Source organism: Actinomyces bouchesdurhonensis (assembly GCF_963540955.1).
Classification (GTDB): Bacteria; Actinomycetota; Actinomycetes; order Actinomycetales; family Actinomycetaceae; genus Pauljensenia; species Pauljensenia bouchesdurhonensis.
The window spans coordinates 1-23398 of the sequence record NZ_CAUTSL010000025.1 but is presented as its reverse complement, the minus strand read 5'-3'; the positions used below and the strand labels follow the sequence as shown (position 1 = coordinate 23398).

Below are 23398 nucleotides of genomic sequence, written 5' to 3'. Positions count from 1 at the left end.
ACGCGCCACGTCACGCCGACGCGCGGGGCGCTGGGCTCACTGCGCGAATTCGACGGGCGCCAGCTGCAAGAAGTCACCGAAGGTGATCGTCACATCATCGGACTTCCTGACCCTCACGCCGCGCTCCCCGAGCGCATAGAGCCTCGAATAGACAGCATCGCCCTCAGTCTCACCAAAACGCGCGGCACCGAACATCTGCGTCATCGTCTGGCACAGCTGCCAGGCGGCAGCCGCCCCCGCGCGCGGCTCAACGCGCGTGCGGGCAGGAGTCGGAGAAACGGTGAGCACCCACTCTCCCCGCGACGCCTTCTCCTGCGCAATCCAGCCGTCGCCCACCAAGGAGACGTCGCGGCCGTCGAACTGCCCCGCAACGCCCCCATTGGCAACAAGGACATCACGCACGGGCACGCCCCTCGCCCACTGGTCCACGATGCCGCACACCTGGCCGAAAGCCAGGCCGGTGCGCATAGGAACGGTCTGCGCCTCCTCTCGGGAACCCGCGGACGACTCCGGGGACGCGACCTGGGCGGCGAGGTCCCGCAGCTGCGCGAACGAGAGGGCGGGCCGACGATTCTCCTGAGAATCGGGCGCGTACCCCTGCTCGTTCTCCTCCTCGAACCAGTCGAATTCCTCGATCTCCTCGGGGCTCTCCGAACCGTTCGGGCTCAGGGGCGTGACCGCAAGACCGCCGGAGGCCAGCATGGGCACGTCGCGCAGGCGCGCGCCGCCCGCCAGCCCAGCGAGCACCCTCCCGAAGCCGAGGGGGAAGCCCGGGGGAAGAAGAACCGTCTCCCCGGTCGCGTCGCTGGCCAGCTCCACGCCGTCGGCTCTCACCGACGCGGTGAGAACACCGAGGCGGGAGACGCGCAGATCCCACTGGTAGCGGATCTGCGGGCGCCACTGCGGCGGCATCATGCCCAGCCCATCGACCAGGTCGGACATGGAACGGTCGAACTCCGCGTCGAACTGGTCCCAGCACGAGCACATGGTGCACGGCTTCGACCTGATGTCTATTTCCTGAATCTCGGGTCCGAGCGCAATCATCCACCGGTAGGGCTTGTACTCGGGTTCCTCCGACTCCAGGTTGTAGTATTCATCGTTTTCGATGAGCCTGGTGTCGCCAAAGGACGAGTGGAGGGTCGTCCCTCGGACCGATAGACGCAGAGAACGATCAGGGGTGCGCCACCGAATGTGGGTCTCCTCCTGCTCAGACCCGCCAATGATGATCGGTTTGACCGGCTCCATCATCTGCGCGGCCTCCAAGATGAACTGGTGGCAATCCTCGCGCGTCATGTCGCGCCCCGCCAGAGCGGCAACGGCGTCGCTCACTCGTTCGATGGGATCCATGCGCAAACCTCCACGTTCACTTGACAATCAGCGGAGCCCCGCCCCTCACAGCAAGCTTACCGCACTGTCAGGCGCGCGGAGGCCGCGGTCTCAGCTGGTGTGGTTTGGCCCGGCGACGCGGGGGGCGTGGGGGCGCGCGGGCGCCATTCCGGCCTTCTTCAGGTCGGCGCGTAGGTCACGGGGCAGCGCAAAGGTCGTCGACTCGGTCTCGGTGCGTGCGACCTCGACGGTGGGGAAGCCGCGTTCCTGCAGCCATTCGATGACGTCACGCACGAGGATCTCGGGCACGGACGCCCCCGAAGTGAGTCCGACGGTGCGGGCGCCCTCGAACCAGGACTCGTCGAGTTCTGCGGCCTTGTCCACGCGGTGCGCGCTGCCCGCCCCGGCCTCGAGCGCCACCTCAACGAGGCGCACCGAATTGGAAGAGTTCGCGGAACCGACAACGATCATGACGTCCACCTGTCCGGCGATGTTCTTCACGGCGCCCTGACGGTTTTGGGTGGCGTAGCAGATGTCATCCGAGGGCGGGTCAATGAGCTGCGGGAAGCGCTGACGCAGACGGTCCACGGTCTCACGAGTCTCATCGACGGACAGGGTGGTCTGGGAGATCCACACGACGCGCGAGGGGTCGCGCACGACGACTCCCTCGACCTCGTCGGGGCTGCCCACGACCTGGATGTGGTCGGGAGCCTCACCGAAGGTTCCCTCGACCTCCTCGTGGCCCTGATGCCCCACGAGAATAATGTCGTAGTCCTCCTTCGCGAATCGCACGGCCTCGCGATGGACTTTGGTCACGAGCGGGCACGTCGCGTCGATCGTGGCGAGCTGGCGGGTTGCTGCGGCCTCATGAACCGCAGGTGAGACGCCGTGCGCGGAAAAGACGACGCGAGCCCCTTCGGGGACCTCGTCGGTGTCCTGCACGAAGATTGCGCCGCGTTTGGTCAGCGATTCGACGACGAACTTGTTATGGACGATTTCCTTGCGCACGTACACGGGCGCGCCGTAGAGATCCAGGGCTTTTTCGACGACGTCGACGGCGCGGTCCACACCGGCGCAGTATCCGCGGGGGGCCGCAAGAAGGATACGGCCGCTCCCCTCCCCGTGGGAGGCGGGCAGGGGGGATTCGGCGCTGGCTCGCAGGTCGACGTTTTCGTTCATGCATCAACCCTATCGTCCGGGACGCTCGGGCGTGCGCGGGGGCGTGGGAATCACACGGGACGCATGTCATGGACGAGGCCTGCGCGTGGCCTCGCTGCCAGCTCCCCACGCGCTCGGAGACGGGACCGCACATGCGGGCGGCCTGTGGCATCCTGTGTGGGTGACCTCGCCCTCTGTTTTCTCTTCTTCCACCGATGCCCCCTCCGGGGGCACACCAGCGCGCCCGCAGGCCGCGAAGGCCGCCGACACGACGCGTGACAACCCCTGGCCGCTGCGCAGGCTGACGGAGAACATCAAGCGCTACGTGGACAAAATGAGTCCCCTGTGGGTGGAGGGTCAGGTCGTCGAATACAAGGTGCGTCCCGGCGCGACAATGCACTTTTTGACGCTACGTGACCTTCAGACGGACACGTCGATGACGGTGACGGCGTGGGCTTCCGTCATGGACGGTTCCGCCCTCAGCGAGGGCGCGCACGTCGTCACTCGCGTCAAGCCGGTGTTCTGGGAGCGATCGGGCCGCCTGAACCTACAGGCCGCGGAGATTCACCTGCAGGGCGTGGGCGACCTGCTGGCCCAGATCGAAGCGCTACGCGCCCGCCTGGCAGCCGAAGGCCTGTTTGCAGATTCCCGAAAGAAGCCCCTGCCGTTCCTGCCGCGCACGATCGGCCTGATCTGCGGTCGGGGCGCGAAAGCGAAAGACGACGTGGTTGTCAATGCCTCAGAGCGCTGGCCGACCGCACGCTTTGAGATCCGTGAGGTCGCGGTCCAAGGAGACCACTGCGTGCCCGAGGTGGGCCGCGCACTCCTCGAACTCGACGCGTTGCGGGGCGTGGACGTTATCGTCATCGCGCGCGGCGGCGGCGCGGTCGAAGACCTCCTGCCTTTCTCGGATGAGCGCCTCGTGCGCGCCGTCGCAGCTGCACGCACGCCCGTTGTTTCCGCGATCGGCCACGAAGGGGATTCTCCGCTGTTGGACCTCGTCGCGGACTACCGGGCATCGACCCCCACGGACGCGGCGCGACGCATCGTCCCTGATCGCGCCCGCGAGCGCGAAGGACTCACCCAGGCCCGTACCCGCATGCACGGGGCTGTGGCCGGTCGCCTCATGGCGGAACGTTCACACCTGACTCTCATCACGTCGCGCCCGGTACTGCAGGACCCTGGTGCCATTGTTGACGGGCATCGCGCCGCCCTCGAACGGCATGTCACTGGGTTGCGTGCGGCGGTTGAGCGGCGCCTGTCCTCCGAACGCCAGACCCTGACCCGTGCGCGTGCGACGCTCACGGCCCTGTCGCCGCAGGCAACACTGGACCGCGGCTACGCCTTGCTGAAGACTCCCTCGGGGACGCTCATCACCTCTTCGACGCAGATCAAGAAGGGTGACCTGATCGAGGGCGTCCTTGCCTCGGGACGTATGGTTGCCCAGGTCGTGGGCGCTACCAGCCCCGCCCCGCCGACCGACTCGTGACCCGGGACCTCTGCCCCACTATCGCCCCATTCGAGAACCAACGTAAGGAAGTACACAATGACTGTGAATGATCAGCTGCCCGACCCTCAGTCCCTCGGATACGAGGAAGCGCGCGACGAACTCGTGCGCATCGTCCAGTCCCTTGAGGGAGGTCAGGCCCCATTGGAGGCCACTCTGACACTCTGGGAACGCGGGGAGGCACTGGCGGAGCGCTGCTCACAGATCCTCGATGGAGCACAGTCTCGTCTCACAGGGCGTACCCAGACGCAGTCACCGGACGAGCGCTAGGGTGATGTCAGTCCCACTGGCTTGGATCGGCAAGGAGTAATCATGACGCAGATGTCCCACCCCCACGTGCTTGCTATTGGCGAGGCACTCATCGACGTTGTGATCACACACGACCAGCCGGACTCCCCCATTGAAATCCCCGGTGGTTCTCCCGCGAACGTCGCACTGACGCTCGGGCGCCTGGGTCGCCCGGTCGAACTGGCGACGTGGATCGGTCGGGACGAACGTGGTCGCCTTATTGATTTTCATCTCTCGGACTCAGGCGTGCACATCACGGATGCATCACGCGGCGCTACGCACACGTCGACCGCGTTGGCTCGCCTGGACGAGCACGGTGCCGCCTCCTACATCTTCGACTTGGAGTGGGCGCCCACCGGCCCCATCGATGTCCCTGACACCGCGCAGATCATCGAGGCGGGTTCCATCTCGACGATCATCGAACCGGGCGCGTCGGCGGTGCTTGACGCGCTGACTCGCGGGCGTGAACACGCGCTCGTGTGCTTCGACCCTAACGCCCGTCCCTCGATCATGGGCGATCCTGAGGCGACTCTGGTCTCAATCGAACGCTTCATCGCTTTGTCCGACGTCGTCAAAGTTTCGGACGAGGACATCGAGTGGCTGACGGGCGGCGCCCCCGTCGACGATGTCGTGGAGCGTTGGCTGCGCCTGGGGCCCTCGCTCATTGTGGTTACCTGCGGCAAGCACGGCTCCCTCGTCGCCACTTCATCGGGCGTGCGCTTCACGAAGACGCCCGGCGATGTTGCCGTCGTCGACACGGTCGGCGCGGGTGACTCCTTCATGGGTGGCATGATCGACGCCTTGTGGGGCATGGGACTGCGGGGCGCTGGCGCTCGCGAAGCGCTGCGTGCCCTGCCGGAGGAGCAGGTCCGCGCCGTCATCGATCGTGCGAGCGCCGTGTCCGATGTGACTGTCTCACGCAAGGGCGCGAACCCGCCCTGGGCGCATGAGCTCGCCTGAGCTGGCTTAGTCAGATGCGCGAACGAGGCCGGGTCCAGCGAAGGGGCGACGGCTTCGTTCAGTGTTGGATACCGGGGGTGACTACTTGCCCATGCGGCGCTCGCGCTGGGCGTAGGAGCGTAGGGCACGCAGGAAGTCCACGCGACGGAAGTCGGGCCAGTAGACCTCGCAGAAATAGTACTCGGAGTGCACGGACTGCCACAGCATGAACCCGGAGAGGCGCTGCTCCCCCGAGGTGCGGATGACGAGGTCGGGGTCGGGTTGGTCCTTCGTGTACACGTGGGCGGTAATATCCGCGTCGGTAAAGGAGTCAGCCAGCTCGTCGAGGGTCTTTCCCTGGGCTGACGCTTCGCGCATCATGGCGCGGACGGCCTCGGTGATCTCGTGCCGTCCGCCGTAGCCGACCGCGATATTCACGGTCATGCCCTCCACGCCCGCCGTGCGCGCGACAGAGGAACGCAGGTCATCGGCTACCTTCTCGGGTAGCAGCGACAGGTCGCCGACGATCGCCAGCTTCCAGCGCCTCTGGTCGGCCAAGAGCGACACGGCCTCGCAGATGATACGCAGGAGTTCACCCAGTTCGTCTGCGTCTCGCGAGAGATTGTCGGTTGACAACAACCATAGGGTGACGATTGAAACACCCGCGTCATCTGACCACTGGAGGAATTCTGAAATCTTGCCTGCGCCCGCCCGATGCCCCTGTGAGGCGGTAGCCCCCAGCGACTTCGCCCAACGACGGTTCCCGTCCAAGATGACGCCGATGTGCTTGGGCACTGCCGCGTTGGACAGTTCAGCTTTGAGGCGACGCTCATACATGTCGTAAAGCATGTTCCACTGGCCCATGTCGTCCCTCCTCGGTGCTCGGCCCGATAACGCAGCGTACTCTTATGAGGTTAAGAGTATCGCGCTGTTGGTCACAGGGAAACAGAAATGCTCTCGCAGTACGAGAACATGCCGCTCCAATAAACCTACGGCGTAGTAACCTACGGTGGCGTAAGAAGAATGGAGGGGAAAACATGCCGATTGCATCGCTTAAACCCCGGGAATGGGTCTCGGGGCAACTCGTCAGCATCAAGCCCAAACTACGAGGGTGGCTGCACCTAGCAGCGACCCCCCTCTCCCTGGCCGCATCCATCGTCCTCGTATGCCTGGCCCCAACAACCGCAACCAAACTCGGCTCAGCCGTCTACCTGGCCTGCTCACTCATCCTCTTCGGCGTCTCCGCCACATACCATCGTTTCTACTGGGCCCCCCGCTGGGAGACCATGTGGAAACGCCTGGATCACTCCAACATCTTCCTCCTCATTGCCGGCACCTACACGCCTCTGACCATCGCACTCCTGAGCCGCACCGACGCCACAATCCTCCTGTCCGTCGTCTGGGGAGGCGCCCTCGTCGGCATCCTCCTCAACCTCTTCTGGCCCACCGCGCCACGCTGGCTCACCACCCTCGTCTACGTCGCCCTGGGCTGGGTCGCCGTCTGGTACCTACCCCAACTGTGGGTCGGAGGAGGACCCGCCATCGTCTGGCTCATCGTCGCCGGCGGTATCCTCTACACACTCGGAGCCGTCGTCTACGGCATGAAGAAACCGGACCCCTCCCCCACTTGGTTCGGCTTCCACGAAATCTTCCACGCCTTCACCGTCGCCGCATGGGCCTGCCACTGCGTCGCCGTCTACCTGGCGGTCCTGGGAGGCTGACGCGCCACCGGCGCGATCACAGCGCCCCCAATCTTGCTACACTCGACACCATGCGCGCCGACACCACAGTGTCGGCGCTCAATGTACTGACACACGTCAACGGAGGAACCATGGCCGACACTCAGTGGCTCACGCAGGCCCAGTACGACCTGCTCGCAAACGAACTGAAGGAACGCGTCGAGGTCAAGCGCGTAGAAATCGCCCGACTCATCGACGCCGCCCGCCAGGAAGGCGACCTGCGCGAGAACGGCGGCTACCACGCCGCACGCAACGAACAGTCCATGAACGAGACCCGCATCCAAGCCCTCCAGGAGATGCTCGAACACGCCGAGGTCGGTGAGACACCCGCCGACGACGGCATCGTCGAACCCGGCATGGTCGTCACCGCCCGCGTCGCCGGACGCGAACAAACCTTCCTACTCGGCTCGCGCGACGCAGGCGGCGACCTGGGTATCCAAGTGTTCTCCGCACAGGCGCCCCTCGGTGCCGCCGTCATCGGCCACAAAGCCGGCGACACCCTCTCCTTCGAGGCACCCACCGGCCGCATGATCGACGTCGAAATCATCGACGCCAAGCCCTTCAAAGGCTGAGCGACACACACGCGGGCGGGTCCCACCACAACAGGTGGGACCCGCCCGCACTTCGTCGACAGCGCCCGCTCACACCTCCTCCGCGTGAGTAGTCGCACCCTCCTTCATCTGCTTCCCCTCACCCGGGACACCCACTCCCGAGGGGGCAACCGCCTCAGCCACGGTAAGACCCTCGCCCGTCGCCTCAGAGGAAGCCTCGGCCTCGTCCCCCATCGTGGCCGCGCGCACCGAAGACGTGCGAGTATCCGGCTTACCCACGTAGGTCGCGGCGATCTGCTCCTCCAACACTCCCGGAGGGCCACCCGGACGATCCTGATCAGTGGCCAGCTCCGGCATCGGATCGTAACCGTGCAGATACATGACTGTGGCGTTAATGAACGCCGCGATCGGCACAGAAAAAACAGCGCCGGCGATACCCGCAATCGCGGACCCGGCAGTGATTACCAGCATGACAGCCACCGGGTGCAACGACACCGCATTGGACATCATGAAAGGCTGCAAAATGTTGGACTCGACCTGCTGAACCACCAAAATGATGAGCAACATGATGAGCGCCTTCGTCAGGCCACCATTGACCGCCGCAACCAAAACGGCGATGACACCCGACGTCATAGCGCCCAGAATCGGCACAAACGCCGCGAAGAACGTAATGACGCCAATCGGGATAGCCAAAGGCACTCCGAGGAAGAACGCGCCCAACGCGATACCCACAGCGTCGATTGCTGCGACCTGGATCTGCGTGCGCACGTAAGACCCGAAGGTTGACCACCCGCGAATCGCGCTCTCGTGGACGGGAACGCGAGCGGGGGCCGGAAGCAGGCGCACACACCACAGCCAGATAGATCGGCCCTCCTTCAGGAAGAAGAAAAGACAGAACAGCATCGTCAAGCCGGAGGTCGCCAGCGTCCCCACCGAGGAGGTGATGTTCAGGGCACCGGTCGCCAGCGTTTCCTTGTTCGTGTTCAGCCACGTCACCAGCTCGCTGCGCAGCTGCTCGGCGGCCTGACTCAGGACGGTCGTGTCAAGCTTGAGGGGACCGTTCTTCAGGTACTCGTTGTGCGTGATCGCATCGAGCAGGGCGCGGAAACCGTCGGCAGCCTGAGTGGCCAGCTGCGGGACTTGCTGAATGAGCTCGGCAGCCGCCTGGCTGAGCGCACCAGCGACGACAGCGAAGAAGACGAGCAGGCCGACGGTGGCCGCCAGGGAGGAGGGGAAGCGCAGTGTGCGGCGCATCCACGACACGAGGGGTTCAAGGAGCACCGTGATCGTAAGCGCGATCGCAACAGGCATGATGACGATGGTGAGCTTGGAAGCCCCCCAGAGGAGGACCGCAACCAGCCCGACAACGACCAGCGTACGCCACGAGAAGGCGGCGGCGACGCGCAAGGTGCGCGGCACCATCGCGGCGGCGTCGCTCTCATCCGTGTTATCTTCTCGCACCGACAAAAGAACGGGCGCGGGGGCGGGTCCCCCCTCACCCGGGTTAGTATCCCTTACGGGCAGAACGGCGCTGAGTCGTCCCATCAGGTCGGATAGCTTCCAGCGGGTTTTTTGGGATGCGTCGGCCACGGGTCCTCCTTTTCTCACGCCATAAGAGTACCCGTGAACGCGGTGTTTTCCGTCCTTCACGCGCTTAGCGCGCGCAGGTGGAGCGGCAGTGATGAAATGAGGTTCATGACATCATTGTTTTCGGTTGCGCCATCGGACGTTCGTTCCTCGATACGCGCGTCGGAAGGGTCTTCACGCATGGACGAGGCCGGGGTCGGCCAGGAGGTTATCTTCCTGGCGGGTGGATGCTTCTGGGGCGTCGAAAAAGCCATGTGGAACGCTCCCGGCGTCGTCTCGACGACCGTTGGGTACATGGGTGGACACACCCCCGATCCGACGTATGAGCAGGTCTGCGCGCACGCGAGCGGCCACGCCGAAACCGTGCGGGTCCTCTTCGACACCGCACGGACGAATGCGGTCGACCTGATTCGCTTATTTTTTGAAGTCCATGACCCCACTCAGGTAGGCGGCCAAGGCAACGACATCGGCGACCAGTACCGCTCCGTCATCTGGACGACGACGCCTGCCCAGTTCGAGGACGCACTTGCGCTGCGAGACGCTTACCAGAAGGTGCTGACCGACCGCGGTTTCGGGCCTATCCAGACGCGGATAGCGCCCGCTCCCGCCCCCAACTCTGACGCCCGTTTCTGGTTAGCAGAGGAGTACCACCAGCGGTACCTGTTCAAGAATCCGGGCGGCTACGAGTGTCACGCGCGCACGGGCATTGCTTGCCCTACGCTGCGCGATAAGTAGACGACCAAGACGCGCGGGGCGGGCCAGCACGGTGTGTGCTGGCCCGCCCCGTTTGTCAACTGCGATCAGTTCACGCCCAGGATGTCCGTGACGAACACGAGGGTTGCGCCGCCTGGGATACCGGCCTGGGGGACGCCACGCGCGCCGTAGCCCAGCTCGGGTGGGATGGACAGGAGCACGCGGTCGCCCACGCGCTTACCCACGAGACCCTCATCCCAACCGGGGATGACCATGCCGACGCCAATCTGGAAGGACAGGGCGCCGCCACGGTCGAAGGAGTTATCGAAGTCGGTCGCCGAACCGAAGACCGCGCCGTAGTAGTGGCAGGTGATCGTGTCGCCGGCCTCGACCTCCTCGCCGTCGCCAGCGCGCAGGACCTCGACGACGAGCTCGTCAGAGGGGGTGCCGTCGAAGGAGAGGGCGGGTTTGCGGCCAAAGTCGCCGACAACAGAAATGTTTTCCACGGTGTCTTTCCTTAGGGTCGGTGGAGCGGCACGTCAGTCACGGCGCATGAAGTACGACAGGATCTTGAGGATCTCGAGGTAGATCCAGATGACGTCCGTCATGATCGCGAAGGTGCACAGCCACGCGTACTTCACAGGAACGTTGCTCGCGACACCCACCTTGACCGCATCGAAGTCGCGCACGAGGCACAGGACGCCGATGAAGACGGCGAGCAGGCCAATGATGACGCCCAGCGGGATACCGAAGACAGGGGTGTCGTTCACGGCCCGCATGTCCACCATGCCGGTGACCGACAGCACAAAGGTGACGAGGTAGTAGAAGAAGAAGGCAACGGAACCGATCCCCGCGACGCGGGTCAGCGTCGACGAGTTACGCACGAAACCTATCTTGAAGGCAGCCAAGGTCGTGCCGATGACGACGAGCGTCGCGACAACCGCGCTGATCACGATACCCGGGAAGAAGGACTCAAAGGTACAGGAGATCACGCCGAGGCTGAAGCCTTCAATAAGGGAGTAGGTGACGATTGCTCCCGGGCGAATCTTCTTTGAGAACTGGATGAAGAGCGCCAGGCCCAGCGTCACTGCGCACGAGGCGAAGAACAGCACCAACGCGACACCCATCGCAACGATGCCCGTCATCCACCCGACCGTCGCACCCATAAGAAGCAGGCCGAAGCACATGATGGACTTGACCACGACATCGTCGAAGGTCATTGTGCCACGGTCCACCGCGTCGGCGGCCGGGGCGTTCATCATCGCCTCATAGGAGGCCATCTGATCCCCGTAGGCGCCCTGCTGGCCATACGCCTGGCCCTGCTGGGGCATACCGTAGGCGCCCTGCTGGCCATACGCCTGGCCCTGCTGGGTCGCGTAGGGATTCGACTGACCCCCGTAGGGGTTGGGTGCCTGCTGAGACGCAGGCTGATAGCCGGGCATCGCGGGGTATCCGGCGGGTGTCGTCTGCTGGGTCGACCAGTCTTTAACGATCGAATTCATCACCGGGTTGGCCATAATTCCTCCTTGGTCAGTGATGCGTTGCCTCTAGTGTCGCACGAGGTACCCCTTCAAGGGAAACGTACCGTTATGCGCGCAACGAAATTAAGGATCCACCCGGGAAACACTCGGGCGATCCCGGCCACGGCCTCGAACGCGCCGCGCGGACAGTACCCCCGGTGGGACTCGAACCCACAACACACCGATTTTAAGTCGGTTGCCTCTGCCAATTGGGCCACGGGGGCGAGGAGCAAGTCCAGCCTACGGGAGGCCGGCGCCCGCTTCAAGCCCGGTCGACCATCGCCATCGCGATGCCGTCGAGGATGTCATGCTCGGACGTGAGGACCTCCTCGATGGGGTGCCCGGCGCGCCGCGCACGATCGAGAACGCGCGTCACGATGCGGCTCCAGATGAGCGCCCCGGCGGCGATGACGTCCTCGCGCCCCTCGGGCATGAACCCCAGGGAAGCCTTGACGGGGATCGGCTGGTCAACCATGAAGCGCACGGCCTCCTCGATCTGAGCGGCGCTCAGGCGCGCCCCGTGGATACGTTCAGGCTGATAGGAGCTGAGGCCCAGGGCCTTGGCGGTCAGCGTCGTCACCGTGCCGGCGACGCCCACGAGGGAGCGCACCCGCGCCAGATCCACCGCCTTCTCCGCGCCGTCCAACTGCTCGTCAATCCACGCGATCGCTCGCCCCTGCTCCGCCTGCGGAACGCCCTGCGCGGGGTCCAGGTGTGAGAAAAACTTCTCCGTCACGCGCACCGCACCCATGTCAATCGAGATCGCCTGCTTGACGACCGTCGAACCCAGCACCAGCTCGGTCGAACCGCCGCCGATGTCCACGACCAGCAGTGGGGAGCGCACGGACTCTCCCAGGCCACCGACCGCTCCAGTAAAGGACAGGGACGCCTCCTGCGTGCCGACGACGACCTCGGGTTCGACGCCGATCACGGCCTTAATCTGACGAATAAACTCCGCACTGTTAGACGCATCGCGCGTCGCCGAAGTTGCGACAAAGCGCGTGCGCGTCGCGCCGAGCTTGTCGATCATCCGCTGATATTCAACGGTGGCTTCCACGGTCCGCGCGATCGCGCCCCGGTCCAGGTAGCCGCGTGCATCCACGCCCTGGCCCAGGCGCACGATGCGCATCTGGCGCGTCAGATCGGCGAGGCGGGGCCTGCCGTCCTCGCCGACACTTACGTCGGCGACAAGCAGTCGGATCGAATTGGTTCCACAGTCAATAGCAGCTACGCGGGTCATCGCTTCGTTTCTGGTGAGTACAATCCCGGACGAGGTCGGGGCGGGCACGGGCGGGAGGGGCTCAGCACGAGCAGCGGGCGGTCGAAAACAGGCCGCGCTCCGCAAGCATCGCAAGCGCGCGATCTCCAATGGGATTCACGCCCGGACCCGCAGCCAGGGAGTGGCCGACGAGGGCGTGCAGGCACTTGACACGCAATGGCATGCCGCCCGCGCTCACCCCCGCTATCTCGGGCACATCACCAAGGGCCAGGCGCGCATCGATGTAGGCCTGGTGAGCGCGCACGTAGGCGGCGCGCAGCTCCTCGTCCGCGGCGAGCAGCTCGTTCATGGTATCCATGACGTGCTCGGCCTCCAGCGTGGAAGCACCCTTCACCGCCGCTGGATGCGTCAGGTAGAAAGTAGTGGGAAAAGGAGTCCCATCGGGCAGGCGCGGCGCAGTGACGACGACCGTGGGGCGCCCACACACGCAGCGCGCGGCAATACCAACCACGCCTCGGGGCACGCGCCCCAGCTGGTCGCGCAGGACAACGAGGTCCTCTTCGGTGGCGTCTGTGGTCTTAACGAGGCTCATTCTCCGCTTTCTTGGCCGGTGCTACTGTCCTGGTCCGACTGGCTGGTCTCAGCCGACGGGATAGGCGTCGCATGGGGCGGCTGATCCGCCTTACCCACTAGGATAGCGAGCTGCTGCACCCAGGGCCGCGCGGGTCCACTCGGCGTCGCGGCGGCCGCCATGGCGGAGTCCTGATATTGCGGCCCCGGATCAACGACCGTGTATTGGGTCTCACCCGGGCGCACATACCCCAGGCGTTCACGGGCCTGAGTCGAGATATAGTCCGGGTCGTTCCACAGGTCCAGTTGACGCTGCATATCCGCGTTCTTGCGCTGCTGCTCAGCCACCTGCGCTTTGATCTGGGCGAGTTCACGCTCTTGCTGCCACCACTGGTAAACGTTGGGCACCAACATGACCGCGAGGATCGCCGCGACCGTCAAGACCACGACCAGACGTGTCGAGATGTCCAGGCCTCCGATCGACAGCGCCGTGCCGTTCTCTCGTCTCTTGTTCGCCGCTTCGCGGACCCGCGCGTGGCCGTGGCCCGTCGCCGAAGAAGCGGTGGCCTTCACACGATCCGCGGAACGCGATGTGTGCACTCCCCGCACCGCGGCCTCGTCCTTCTTCGCAGCTTTCGCCGCTCGGCGCTGACGAGACTTCTCCGCGTTAATTTCGCGCGTCGTACGCGCCCCCTCCACACCGGAGGAACGACGACGAGGAGTAGGGCGGGAGGAAGGACGACGACTAGCCATTCTTCTATCGTGCCCTATGAGCGCGCAGTTGGCGCGGCTCCACGCCGACAAAACACTCCGCGCGGACCCTGACGGGTCCGCGCGGAGCTATGCGGCTAGTTGCCTAGGCTCACTTGTTGAAGCGAGGGAAAGACGAACGACCGGCGTAGACGGCGGCCTCACCCAGCTGCTCTTCGATGCGCAGCAGCTGGTTGTACTTGGCGACGCGCTCGGAGCGAGCGGGGGCACCGGTCTTGATCTGGCCGGAGTTCGTGGCGACAGCCAGGTCAGCGATCGTGGTGTCCTCGGTCTCGCCGGAGCGGTGCGAGGTCATCGTACGGTAGCCATTGCGGTGTGCTTCCTCAACAGCGTCGAGCGTCTCAGTCAGCGAACCGATCTGGTTCACCTTGACGAGCAGCGCGTTCGCGGCACCCAGCTCGATGCCCTTCTTCAGGCGAGCGGGGTTGGTAACGAACAGGTCGTCGCCGACCAGCTGGACGCGGCCACCGATCTCAGCGGTCAGGGCCTTCCAAGCATCCCACTCGTCCTCATCCAGCGGATCCTCGATGGAAACCAGCGGGTAGTTCGAGATGAGCTTCTCGTAGTACTCCACCATGTAGTCGGTCGAGCGGCCTTCGCCCTCGAACTGGTAGAGGCCATCCTTGAAGAACTCAGAGGAGGCGACGTCGAGAGCCAGGGCGACGTCCTCGCCGGGCTTGAAGCCGGCCTTCTCGATCGCGGAGACGATCAGGTCAAGAGCCTCAGCGTTGGAGTCCAGGTTGGGAGCGAAACCGCCCTCGTCGCCCAGACCCGTAGAAAGGCCACGGTCCTTCACGACACCCTTAAGGGTGTGGTAGACCTCGGCGCCCCAGCGCAGCGCCTCGCGGAAGGAGGGAGCGCCGAGGGGGGCGATCATGAACTCCTGGATGTCAACGTTGGAGTCCGCGTGGGAGCCACCGTTGAGGATGTTCATCATGGGGACGGGCAGGACGTGAGCGTTGGGGCCGCCCAGGTACTTGTACAGGGGCAGGTCCGCGTACTTCGCGGCGGCCTTAGCCACGGCGAGAGAGACGCCGAGGATAGCGTTCGCGCCGAGCTTACCCTTGTTGGGGGTGCCGTCCAGGTCGATCATGGCCTGGTCGATGTAGCGCTGATCGTCAGCTTCTTCGCCGATCAGTTCGGGGGCGATCTGCTCGACGACGGCGTCAACGGCATCCTGGACGCCCTTGCCAAGGTAGCGGCCCTTGTCGCCATCGCGACGCTCGACGGCCTCGAACGCGCCGGTGGACGCGCCGGAGGGAACGGACGCGCGCGCAGCGGTGCCGTCCTCGAGGACGACCTCGACCTCGACAGTCGGGTTACCGCGCGAGTCGAGGATCTCGCGTGCACCAATGCCTTCAATAACTGCCACGTCATTCTCCAATCGATGTTGTTGCGTGGAAGCGGTCAGTACAACGGTAATACGGACCGCCTTGTGTGGTCACCCCCGATGAGGCGACGTCTTATGGTTCGGAGCGGAACGCTCCTGTGTGTGACGCCGGACAAGCGACATTAGTCCCCGCCCACTGTGAGCGAATGCTCACATGTGCGTCACTGCGTGTTGGTTCCCGTCGCGCCTCCCAGCATAGAGGCCGCGTCGGGCTGCTTCTGAGCGGCGACCGCATCACCAAACAGAGGCGTCTGAGGTTCCTCCATCCCACCGACGGAAGGCTGCGGGAAGCGCGGGTTGATAGTGACGGAGGACGCTTCCTGGTATTGGGCCACAACAGCGTCCACCGGACCCTCCAGCGTCGGATCCTGTTGAAGCTTCATGTTGATCAGCTGCGTGAGCACGGTGTTTTCCAGAAGGACACGAGTGACACGCCCCATCTGGGCGGGCACAACGCCGCCACTACGCTGCACCACCTGCTGCACGAAGGTGTCAACCTGCGTGTCCGTCACGCTCACGCCCGCAGTTGCACCAGCAGCCAGGAGCAGGTCATGATTCGCAAGGTCCTTGCGGATCGCGTAGCCAATATCCGTACTCTTCGAAGCCTTCATGTCAAAGAGCTGCTGGGCAGCTTCCTCAACTTCCGCGTTCGAATACGTAACGCCCGACGAGGTGACCACGGCGGCACCGGGATGGGCGGAGCAGGCCCCCATTCCCAGTCCTGCAGCCACGATCAAGGCGGCGGCGGCCAGCTGGCGTGTGTAGCGCACAAGCGTTCCTTCCTCAGATGTGTTGCGACGCAATAGGACCAGTGTATTCCACCACAGGCACTACTCGCCAAAAGGTACAAGAATCTTGGTCACCAGTGTTTCCACCCACTCCAGGAGGGGGCCATCGGTCAACGGGGCGCCACCGATGCGCGAGGTGAGCGGCAGGGGTACAAGAACCTGGCGGACGGCCGCCTTAATGACGGTCCCCGGATGCAGGCGCTTCAGGCGCATGACCTGCGAATCGCGCAGTTCGACGGGCGAGACGCGCAAGTACTTGCCCTGGGTAGCGACCTCGGCGATCCCGGCGCGGCGCACTATCTCACGCAGGCGGGCAACCGCGAAGAGCAGGTCAACCTGAGGCGGAATCGGACCGTAGCGGTCGACCAGCTCATCGCGCACGTCCTTCTCCTGCTCGGGGGTGGTCGTGGCCGCAATCTTCGCGTAGACCTCGAGGCGCAGGCGTTCGCCGCGCACGTACCCCTCTGGAATGTGAGCGTCTACCTGTAGGTCCATGCGCACGTCGGTCTTCTCGGTGGGCGTCTCGCCCCTGTAGGCGGCAACCGCGTCGGACACCATTCGCACATACAGGTCAAATCCGACGCCTTCGACATGGCCGGACTGTGCCCCTCCTAGGAGGTTGCCAGCGCCTCGGATCTCGAGGTCACGTTGGGCGACAGCCAGGCCCGCACCCAGCTCCGTGTTTGAGGCGATTGTCTTGAGGCGCTCGTGAGCGGTCTCGGTCAGGGCCTTGTCGCCCGGGTAGAAGAAGTACGCGTAGGCGCGTTCACGGCCTCGCCCGACGCGTCCGCGCAGCTGGTGGAGCTGGGAGAGACCGAAAGTGTCGGCGCGGTCGACGATCAGCGTGTTCGCGTTGGAAATGTCCAGGCCGGTTTCGACGATGGTCGTGCATACCAGGACATCGAACTCGTGGTTCCAGAAGTCCTGGATGACGGCTTCAAGCTGATGCTCGTTCATCTTGCCGTGGGCGATGCGCACGCGGGCCTCGGGAACCAGCTCGCTGATATGAGCCGCGACCGAAGAGATCGAATCGACGCGGTTGTGCACGTAGAACACCTGGCCGTCGCGCAAGAGTTCGCGGCGGATCGCTGCGCTGACCTGGGCGTCCGTGTAGGCGCCGACGAAGGTGAGGACGGGCTGGCGTTCCTCGGGCGGGGTCTGGAGAATCGACATCTCGCGGATGCCGGAGATCGCCATTTCGAGGGTGCGCGGAATGGGGGTGGCCGACATCGACAAGACGTCGACGTCGGTGCGCAGCGCCTTCAGGGTTTCCTTGTGTTCGACGCCGAAGCGTTGTTCCTCGTCGATGATGACGAGGCCGAGCTTCTTGAAGGAGACGGTGCCGGTGAGTAGGGAATGCGTGCCGATGACCAGGTCGACCTCGCCTGAGGCCAACCCCGCCTTGACCTCCTCGGTCTCCTTCGTGGTCGAAAAGCGTGAAAGCGTACCGATACGCACGGGGAAACCGGCGTATCGTTCTGCGAAGGTCTCGGCATGCTGGGTGACCAGAAGCGTCGTGGGTACGAGGACAGCGACCTGGTAGCCGTCCTGGATGGCCTTGAAAGCGGCGCGCACGGCGATTTCGGTCTTGCCGTATCCGACGTCGCCGGTGAGCAGGCGGTCCATGGGAATGGGCTTTTCCATGTCGGCCTTGACTTCGTCGATGGTGACGAGTTGGTCGGGGGTCTCCACGTAGGGGAAGGCGTCCTCGAGTTCGCGCTGCCATGGCGTGTCTGGCCCGAAGGCGTGCCCCTTGGTTTGCTGGCGCACGGCGTACAGGCGGATAAGTTCCTTAGCGACCTCGTTCACGGCCTTCTTCGCGCGTGCCTTGGTTTTGGCCCAGTCGGCGCCGCCCATCTTCGTCAGGGAGGGTTCGTCGGACCCCGTGTACTTCGAGATCTGGTCGAGTGCGTCGGTGGGCACGAAGAGCCGGTCGGCGGGTTGGCCGCGTTTGGAGGGAGCGTATTCGATGACGAGGTAGTCGCGGGTGGAAACAGCCTCGCCGCGCCCGATGGTGCGTGAGACCAGTTCGACGAAGCGGCCAATGCCATGCTGGTCGTGGACCACGTAGTCCCCCGGGTGCAGGGTCAGCGGGTCGACGCCCTTGCGTCTGCGTGAGGGCATGCGCCGCATGTCGCGTGTCGTGGCGCCGACGCGCCCGGTGAGGTCGCCTTCGGTGAGGATCGCGAGCTTCAGGTTGGGGGCAACAAATCCGACGCCGGCCTGCGCGGTCGTGATGGTGACGAGGCCGGGGTTGGGGCGCGCTTCCACGCTGTCCGCGAGCACGGCCGGGCACGAGGCGTCGGTGAGGATGGAGCGGATGCGCCTTCCGGGGCCGGGGCCTTCGGTGGTGACGACGATGCTCCAGCCGTCACGCGCCAGGTCGGTGAGGTCGGCGGCGGCGCGGGTGAAGTCCCCGCGGTAGGGGTGCACGTCGCGTGCTCCCACGCGCATGAGGGTGGGCGAGACGACGACGGGCGCTGGGTCGCCCTGCCTCGCGGCCCTAGCCCCGGCCTCGTCGATGGCGGAGGCGAGGTCGGCGGGCGGCAGGTCGGTGAGTTCCCACCAGGGGTGATTCCCGCTCCCCCACAGCTCGCTCAGGTCGAGGAACGAGGCCTTGGAGGCCTCGAGGGGAGTGTCGGCTCCCCCGGCGGCGGCGCTCCACGCGGCGGCGAGAAACTCCTCGGTGGTGGCGACCAGGTCGGCGGCGCGGGCGCGGATGCGTTCGGGGTCGGAGGCGAGGATCGGCGAACCTGCGGGCAACAGGTCGAGGAGAGACTCCATGTCGCGAACCAAGATGGGGGCCAGGGATTCGATGCCGGGGGCTGCGATCCCTTCGGCGGCCAGTGTGAGCATCTCGGCGGCGCCGGGCAGGCGGTCGGCGGCCTCGCGGGCGCGGGCGCGCACCGCCTGCGTGAGGAGGAGTTCGCGGCAGGGGACGGCCCACACTCCGTCGGTGGCCTCTCCGAGGGTGCGCTGGTCGGAGACGGAGAAGGCGCGGATGTCGTCTACCTCGTCGCCCCACAGCTCCACGCGAAGCGGGTGGGCTTCCTGGGGCGGGAAGACGTCGAGGATGCCGCCGCGTACGCTCATCTGGCCGCGTCCTTCGACCATGTCGACGCGTTCGTAACCGAGTTCGGCCAAGCGGTTCGTCGTCTCCGTCAGGTCCAGAACGTCTCCGGTGCGCACGCGCACGGGTTCGAGATCGGCTAAACCTGCGATGATCGGCTGCAGGAAGGCTCGGATGGGGACGACGAGGATCGAGAGTGGACCCGCGCTGTCGTCTCCCGCAATGGGGTGGACGAGGCGCCGCAGGACGGCGATGCGCCTGGCCATCGTGTCCACCTGGGGCGAGAGACGCTCATGTGGCAGGGTCTCCCATGCGGGCAGCATGGCGACGCCCGGAATCCACGAGGCTAAGGCGTTCGTTAAGGTTTCGGCGTCGCGCCCGGTGGCGGTCAGAACCACGAGCGGCCTGGCCGCGCGCGAGGCGGCGGCGGCGAGCAGAGGCGGTCGGATGCCGACGGGGGCGACGATTGTGCCTGAGCGGCCCGCTTCGATGGAGTCCGTGGCCGTCTCAATCGCGGGGTCGGTGGAGATGTCCGGGAGCAGTCCGGTGAGAAGCACGCGCTACCTTTCACGGTGGGGATGGAGACGGCGCCCGAGGGCGCTCTTTCCCGTCAGGACCCGGTGTGCAGGACCATCTGGGTGGGGGCAAATCCCTTCGTCACAATGTCTTCGACGACGTCGGCTGCCTGTTCGAACGTCACGTCCCAGTCGGGGCGTTCCTTTGCGGGTAAGGGGGCCAGCACGTAGTCGGTCGGATCCATTCGCCCCGGCGGGCGCCCCACGCCGATGCGCAGGCGCGCGTAGTCGCGCGTGCCCAGGTGCTGAGTGAGGGACTTCAGGCCGTTGTGACCGCCCTCTCCGCCGCCGACCTTCAGGCGCAGCGTGTGCGCGGGCAGGTCCATGTCGTCGTGAATGACCAGGATTCTCTCCGGTGGCACCTTCAAAAAGGACGCGAGTGCACTGATCGGCCCGCCGGACGTGTTCATGTAGCTGTCGGAGCGCGCCAGGATCACGCGCGGCCCGGGCACGCCGCCGGGACCGACACCCAGGCGCACGTCGGCAGTGTGGGTGCGCGAGCGGTGCGATGTCAGGGTCGCCCCGCCGCGCGAGGCGAGCACGTCGAGGGTGAGGTGCCCGACGTTGTGTCGGGTGGAGGCATACTGCGCGCCGGGGTTACCTAACCCGACGATGAGCCACGGTCCGTCAGTTGTCATACTCCGATTGTGCCACCCGCGCCGAGAGCATGTCCCACTGGGGAGCATCCTCGACGACGGGGGCTGCCTCACGTCGGGATTCGGCCCACGCGTCGGCGAAGAGCTGTGCCCACTTGGCGTAGGCCGCCGAATTGGGGTGGAAGAAGTCCGCGGCGTGGTAGGCGAAGGTGTAGGTGGGCAGTGAGTATTCCTGCGTCAGGGAACGCAGGTCAACCAGGTGCGCGTGGGAGTCCTCGACGGCGGCGCCGATTCGGTCAGACATGTCCTGAGCGCGGCTTTCCTGCGGCATGATGCCGAAAGAAGGAATCGTAGAGACGAGAGTATCGGCGGGAAGCACAGCCAGGATACGGCGCAGGCGCTCCTCGAACTGGCCGGGGGCCATATCCTCGGCCATGACATCGTTACCGCCGATTGTCAGGGTGACCAGGTCGGGCGTCCAGGGGCCGTCCAGCAGGCCCAGGCCACGCATCTGTGGTATCTGGGTGAGTTCGACGGATTCGATGGTGGCACCCGACAGGGACAGATTGAGCAGGAGCACCTCACGGTCCATCTGCTGCATGATTGCGGAGGCCAGGCGTGCCGGGTAAGACTCGGTGATGCGCGAAGCACCCATGCCCTGCACGGAGGAGTCACCCAGTGCCACGATCAGATACGGGCGCTCGCCCTCGGGATGCTCATCCAGCTGACGCAGACGTTCCAACGTGGCCAGGTTGTGGTTTTCCCAGGACCTGCGGTAGTCGCCGCGCTGAGAGTCCAGGCGCAGGAGGCGCCCTATCGCGATACCACCGCCGAAGAGGCTCGCGCCGCCAGCCGCGGCACCCGCCACCTGCCATGCTCGTTTCCCGATCCCCATGTTGCGTCCTTCCCGCGTCTGTCGCTGCTTGTCTAAGTGTAACGAGGCCGGGGTCGGTGCTTCAAATGCTGAAGCACCGACCCCTCGGTTTGTCTAGATCACTCAGCTCAGACGCCCGGCCGACGCTCCCGGGAGAGCACGGATGAAGTGAGGAGGCTCCCAGCCACGCTGCGCGTAGGCGACCGCGACGACTCGCGCAACGCCCTCCACGGCGTGCGCATCGACGAGCGCGATCGCGCTTCCACCGAAGCCGCCGCCCGTCATGCGCGCGCCATGCGCGCCCGCAGCGCGGGCAGCCTCCACGGCCACATCCAGCTCCTCACAGGAGACCTCGTAGTCGTCGCGCAGCGAGTCGTGCGAATCGTTCAAGAGAGCGCCCGCGACCGCCAGGCGCGTGCCCTCCAGCGGCCCCTCATCGAGAAGCTCAATGAAGGCGCGCGTGCGCGCGATTTCGGAGACGACGTGGCGCGTGCGGGCAGCCAGGCGCTCATTACCCAGCGCGGCCGTGGCCTCGTCGAGGTCCTCAACGTCCACGAGCTGGCCCACTCCCAGGATGCGCGCCGACTCCTCGCAGTCCGCACGGCGCGACCCGTACTGGCCGTCCGCCAGCGAATGCTTGGCGCGCGTATCGATGACGAGAAGCTCGAGGCCGACCGCGCTCAGGTCGAAGGGAACCTGGCTCGTCGACATGTCGCGGCAGTCGAGGGCCAGTGCATGGCCCTCGCGGCAGCGCAGGGACGCCGTCTGGTCCAGGCCACCCGTGTTCGCGCCCGCCACCTGGTTTTCCGCAGCGCGCGCGGCATCCACGAGCACCTTGCGCCCCTCGTCGTTGGGGGCCTCGATCGTGCCAGCCAAGCCGAGGGAGCACACCTCGTCCAGGGCGACCGCGGTCGCACACTCAAGCGCGGCGCTCGACGAGAGGCCACCACCCAGGGGCACGCACGACCACAGGGCCGCGTCAAAACCGGGCAGCGGCCCAAATCCAGCCTGCTCGAGGGCCCACGCAACGCCAGCCAGGTACGCGGTCCAGTGGTTCGTCACCTCGCCGGGGGTCCCCTTCGGGCCGATCACATCCAGATCGAGGACATCCACCGCGTCGCGGGTCTGCGGCGACATCAGCCGAATCGTTCGATCCTCGCGGGGCGACAGCGCCACGTAGGCGCGGTGCGGGAGGGCAATCGGCAGGCACGGGCCGCCGTTATAGTCCACATGTTCACCAATGATGTTCACGCGCCCGGGCGCACCCCACACGCCCGACGGCTCGTAGCCAAACGTTTCACGGAACAGGGCTGTGGCCTGCGCGGCCCCATCGGCGGGGGTAGCAGCGTCGGCCCACACGAGATCACTCACACCATCCTCCTTGGTCTCACTCCCACAAGTCTACGTGAACGCACTCACAACCTTCAGACGCTATCCCATCGCGACCCACAGGTACAGTGAGAGAACCCACCGACGCGACACAGGCAGGCATCATGTTCCTCCCCCAACGACTCCCCGGCCAAGACTGGCTCGGCGTCGTCGTCGCCATCCCCGAACCCTGGGTTTCTCAGCTCACCGACCTGCGCCTACGCCTAGGCGACCTCGCAGGATCACGTATCCCCGCGCACATCACCCTGATGCCACCCACCCCCATCGCCCGCGACACACGAGCCGCCGTCATCGACCACCTGCGTGCCATCGCAGCCCGCCACGCCCCCTTCCGCGTCACCCTCTCCGGCACAGACTCGTTCCGCCCCATCTCCAACGTCGCCTTCATGAAACTGGCGGAAGGCTCCGATGCCTGCATCGACATCGCCGAAGAAATCCGCTCAGGCCCCCTCGACCACGACACTCGCTTCCCCTACCACCCGCACGTAACCCTCGCCCAAGACGTCGACGATGTCGCCTTGGACCTCGCTCTCGACATCGGCGCAACCGTCGAAGCCTCTTGGATCGTTCCCGGCTTCCGCCTGGACCGCATCGACCCCTCCGGCATCTACTCCTCGATGGCCCTGTTTGATTTCGACGCCTCCGGCCACTGATTCGCTGCTTACCAAGCCTTTGCGCGTTACCAAGCCTTTGCGCATTACCAAGCCTTTGCGCGCTACCAAGCCTTTGCGCGCTGACCCCATCTCATTGATGCGAGCGCCCACCCCCATCAATTTCGCACGTAATTCCCTCACAACTCCTTCAAATCTTGAAATCGAAGCGTTGGAATTGCAACGTTTCCAGCGATT

General features: G+C 65.4%; 22 protein-coding genes and 1 tRNA gene. 7 read left to right on the top strand and 16 right to left on the bottom strand.

The window, feature by feature from the left end; genetic code table 11:
• Positions 1-36: 36 nt before the first annotated feature.
• Positions 37-1347 carry a hypothetical protein gene (locus tag RYL44_RS05850; RefSeq protein ID WP_276738837.1) on the bottom strand — a complete coding sequence of 437 codons (1311 nt, stop codon included), beginning with the start codon at positions 1345-1347 and terminating at the stop codon, positions 37-39.
• A gap of 90 nt (positions 1348-1437) precedes the next feature.
• Positions 1438-2505 (bottom strand): 4-hydroxy-3-methylbut-2-enyl diphosphate reductase, encoded by a 1068-nt coding sequence (locus RYL44_RS05845; RefSeq protein WP_314975382.1) that lies wholly within the window; start codon positions 2503-2505, stop codon positions 1438-1440.
• Between the two features lie 160 nt (positions 2506-2665).
• Here RYL44_RS05845 and xseA point away from each other — a divergent pair, with 160 nt between their 5' ends.
• From xseA to RYL44_RS05830, 3 genes are read left to right on the top strand one after another with little or no spacing between them, the layout of a single operon-like run.
• The gene (gene xseA, locus RYL44_RS05840) at positions 2666-3973 is read left to right on the top strand and encodes an exodeoxyribonuclease VII large subunit (protein ID WP_390883800.1); all 1308 of its coding nucleotides are present in this window, start codon (positions 2666-2668) and stop codon (positions 3971-3973) included.
• A 57-nt stretch (positions 3974-4030) separates the two neighbouring features.
• On the top strand, positions 4031-4261 hold the full coding sequence (locus RYL44_RS05835) for an exodeoxyribonuclease VII small subunit (RefSeq protein ID WP_073982458.1): 231 nt from the start codon (positions 4031-4033) through the stop codon (positions 4259-4261).
• A gap of 42 nt (positions 4262-4303) precedes the next feature.
• Positions 4304-5239 carry a carbohydrate kinase family protein gene (locus tag RYL44_RS05830; RefSeq protein ID WP_314975381.1) on the top strand — a complete coding sequence of 312 codons (936 nt, stop codon included), beginning with the start codon at positions 4304-4306 and terminating at the stop codon, positions 5237-5239.
• A gap of 81 nt (positions 5240-5320) precedes the next feature.
• On the opposite strand, the gene RYL44_RS05825 is transcribed toward RYL44_RS05830, so the two are convergent.
• Complete coding sequence (locus RYL44_RS05825) at positions 5321-6082, bottom strand: isoprenyl transferase (RefSeq protein WP_073982456.1); 762 nt, start codon at positions 6080-6082, stop codon at positions 5321-5323.
• Positions 6083-6255: 173 nt separating this feature from the next.
• On the opposite strand from RYL44_RS05825, the gene trhA reads away from it, so the two are divergent.
• On the top strand, positions 6256-6939 hold the full coding sequence (gene trhA, locus RYL44_RS05820) for a PAQR family membrane homeostasis protein TrhA (protein WP_073982455.1): 684 nt from the start codon (positions 6256-6258) through the stop codon (positions 6937-6939).
• Positions 6940-7049: 110 nt separating this feature from the next.
• The gene (gene greA, locus RYL44_RS05815) at positions 7050-7529 is read left to right on the top strand and encodes a transcription elongation factor GreA (RefSeq protein WP_073982454.1); all 480 of its coding nucleotides are present in this window, start codon (positions 7050-7052) and stop codon (positions 7527-7529) included.
• A 69-nt stretch (positions 7530-7598) separates the two neighbouring features.
• On the opposite strand, the gene RYL44_RS05810 is transcribed toward greA, so the two are convergent.
• Positions 7599-9053 carry an AI-2E family transporter gene (locus RYL44_RS05810; RefSeq protein ID WP_390883799.1) on the bottom strand — a complete coding sequence of 485 codons (1455 nt, stop codon included), beginning with the start codon at positions 9051-9053 and terminating at the stop codon, positions 7599-7601.
• 150 nt (positions 9054-9203) lie between these two features.
• Here RYL44_RS05810 and msrA point away from each other — a divergent pair, with 150 nt between their 5' ends.
• Positions 9204-9830: a peptide-methionine (S)-S-oxide reductase MsrA gene (gene msrA / locus RYL44_RS05805; RefSeq protein WP_314975380.1), complete on the top strand. Its 627-nt coding sequence runs from the start codon at positions 9204-9206 to the stop codon at positions 9828-9830.
• A gap of 65 nt (positions 9831-9895) precedes the next feature.
• Here the strand turns inward: msrA and RYL44_RS05800 are convergent, their stop codons facing one another.
• The 12 genes from RYL44_RS05800 to galK all read right to left on the bottom strand — a co-directional run bounded on the left by RYL44_RS05800 (position 9896) and on the right by galK (position 22532).
• Positions 9896-10294, bottom strand: coding sequence for an FKBP-type peptidyl-prolyl cis-trans isomerase (locus tag RYL44_RS05800; RefSeq protein WP_314975379.1), 399 nt, complete (start codon positions 10292-10294; stop codon positions 9896-9898).
• 33 nt (positions 10295-10327) lie between these two features.
• Positions 10328-11305 carry a Bax inhibitor-1/YccA family protein gene (locus tag RYL44_RS05795; RefSeq protein ID WP_314975378.1) on the bottom strand — a complete coding sequence of 326 codons (978 nt, stop codon included), beginning with the start codon at positions 11303-11305 and terminating at the stop codon, positions 10328-10330.
• Positions 11306-11458: 153 nt separating this feature from the next.
• Positions 11459-11532, bottom strand: a tRNA-Leu gene (locus tag RYL44_RS05790).
• Positions 11533-11570: 38 nt separating this feature from the next.
• Positions 11571-12548 (bottom strand): Ppx/GppA phosphatase family protein, encoded by a 978-nt coding sequence (locus tag RYL44_RS05785; protein ID WP_073982450.1) that lies wholly within the window; start codon positions 12546-12548, stop codon positions 11571-11573.
• Between the two features lie 61 nt (positions 12549-12609).
• The gene (locus RYL44_RS05780; protein ID WP_314975377.1) at positions 12610-13119 is read right to left on the bottom strand and encodes a DUF501 domain-containing protein; all 510 of its coding nucleotides are present in this window, start codon (positions 13117-13119) and stop codon (positions 12610-12612) included.
• Positions 13116-13850: an FtsB family cell division protein gene (locus RYL44_RS05775; protein ID WP_314975376.1), complete on the bottom strand. Its 735-nt coding sequence runs from the start codon at positions 13848-13850 to the stop codon at positions 13116-13118. The genes RYL44_RS05780 and RYL44_RS05775 overlap by 4 nt, the downstream gene beginning before the upstream one ends.
• Positions 13851-13959: 109 nt before the next feature.
• Positions 13960-15240, bottom strand: coding sequence for a phosphopyruvate hydratase (eno, locus tag RYL44_RS05770; RefSeq protein WP_200783437.1), 1281 nt, complete (start codon positions 15238-15240; stop codon positions 13960-13962).
• A gap of 179 nt (positions 15241-15419) precedes the next feature.
• The gene (locus tag RYL44_RS05765; RefSeq protein ID WP_276738822.1) at positions 15420-16028 is read right to left on the bottom strand and encodes a hypothetical protein; all 609 of its coding nucleotides are present in this window, start codon (positions 16026-16028) and stop codon (positions 15420-15422) included.
• A gap of 60 nt (positions 16029-16088) precedes the next feature.
• On the bottom strand, positions 16089-19673 hold the full coding sequence (gene mfd, locus RYL44_RS05760) for a transcription-repair coupling factor (RefSeq protein WP_314975375.1): 3585 nt from the start codon (positions 19671-19673) through the stop codon (positions 16089-16091).
• 53 nt (positions 19674-19726) lie between these two features.
• Entirely contained in the window at positions 19727-20329 is a 603-nt protein-coding gene (gene pth, locus RYL44_RS05755; protein ID WP_314975374.1) for an aminoacyl-tRNA hydrolase, read from the bottom strand.
• On the bottom strand, positions 20319-21182 hold the full coding sequence (locus RYL44_RS05750) for an SGNH/GDSL hydrolase family protein (RefSeq protein WP_314975373.1): 864 nt from the start codon (positions 21180-21182) through the stop codon (positions 20319-20321). The genes pth and RYL44_RS05750 overlap by 11 nt, the downstream gene beginning before the upstream one ends.
• A gap of 102 nt (positions 21183-21284) precedes the next feature.
• Positions 21285-22532 carry a galactokinase gene (gene galK / locus RYL44_RS05745; protein ID WP_314975372.1) on the bottom strand — a complete coding sequence of 416 codons (1248 nt, stop codon included), beginning with the start codon at positions 22530-22532 and terminating at the stop codon, positions 21285-21287.
• 122 nt (positions 22533-22654) lie between these two features.
• Between galK and RYL44_RS05740 the strand changes: the two genes are divergently transcribed.
• On the top strand, positions 22655-23203 hold the full coding sequence (locus RYL44_RS05740) for a 2'-5' RNA ligase family protein (protein WP_276738839.1): 549 nt from the start codon (positions 22655-22657) through the stop codon (positions 23201-23203).
• The last annotated feature ends 195 nt before the right edge of the window (positions 23204-23398 follow it).

What these genes read in the sequence shown, in the direction of transcription:
- RYL44_RS05785 (WP_073982450.1), bottom strand. Translation starts at nt 12,548, where the DNA reads ATGACCCGCGTAGCTGCTATTGACTGTGGAACCAATTCGATCCGACTG.
- RYL44_RS05750 (WP_314975373.1), bottom strand. Translation starts at nt 21,182, where the DNA reads ATGGGGATCGGGAAACGAGCATGGCAGGTGGCGGGTGCCGCGGCTGGC.
- RYL44_RS05845 (WP_314975382.1), bottom strand. Translation starts at nt 2,505, where the DNA reads ATGAACGAAAACGTCGACCTGCGAGCCAGCGCCGAATCCCCCCTGCCC.
- greA (WP_073982454.1), top strand. Translation starts at nt 7,050, where the DNA reads ATGGCCGACACTCAGTGGCTCACGCAGGCCCAGTACGACCTGCTCGCA.
- RYL44_RS05775 (WP_314975376.1), bottom strand. Translation starts at nt 13,850, where the DNA reads ATGGCTAGTCGTCGTCCTTCCTCCCGCCCTACTCCTCGTCGTCGTTCC.
- RYL44_RS05810 (WP_390883799.1), bottom strand. Translation starts at nt 9,053, where the DNA reads ATGGGACGACTCAGCGCCGTTCTGCCCGTAAGGGATACTAACCCGGGT.
- RYL44_RS05825 (WP_073982456.1), bottom strand. Translation starts at nt 6,082, where the DNA reads ATGGGCCAGTGGAACATGCTTTACGACATGTATGAGCGTCGCCTCAAA.
- RYL44_RS05740 (WP_276738839.1), top strand. Translation starts at nt 22,655, where the DNA reads ATGTTCCTCCCCCAACGACTCCCCGGCCAAGACTGGCTCGGCGTCGTC.
- RYL44_RS05780 (WP_314975377.1), bottom strand. Translation starts at nt 13,119, where the DNA reads ATGAGCCTCGTTAAGACCACAGACGCCACCGAAGAGGACCTCGTTGTC.
- RYL44_RS05830 (WP_314975381.1), top strand. Translation starts at nt 4,304, where the DNA reads ATGACGCAGATGTCCCACCCCCACGTGCTTGCTATTGGCGAGGCACTC.
- trhA (WP_073982455.1), top strand. Translation starts at nt 6,256, where the DNA reads ATGCCGATTGCATCGCTTAAACCCCGGGAATGGGTCTCGGGGCAACTC.
- pth (WP_314975374.1), bottom strand. Translation starts at nt 20,329, where the DNA reads ATGACAACTGACGGACCGTGGCTCATCGTCGGGTTAGGTAACCCCGGC.
- RYL44_RS05835 (WP_073982458.1), top strand. Translation starts at nt 4,031, where the DNA reads ATGACTGTGAATGATCAGCTGCCCGACCCTCAGTCCCTCGGATACGAG.
- msrA (WP_314975380.1), top strand. Translation starts at nt 9,204, where the DNA reads ATGACATCATTGTTTTCGGTTGCGCCATCGGACGTTCGTTCCTCGATA.
- RYL44_RS05795 (WP_314975378.1), bottom strand. Translation starts at nt 11,305, where the DNA reads ATGGCCAACCCGGTGATGAATTCGATCGTTAAAGACTGGTCGACCCAG.
- RYL44_RS05850 (WP_276738837.1), bottom strand. Translation starts at nt 1,347, where the DNA reads ATGGATCCCATCGAACGAGTGAGCGACGCCGTTGCCGCTCTGGCGGGG.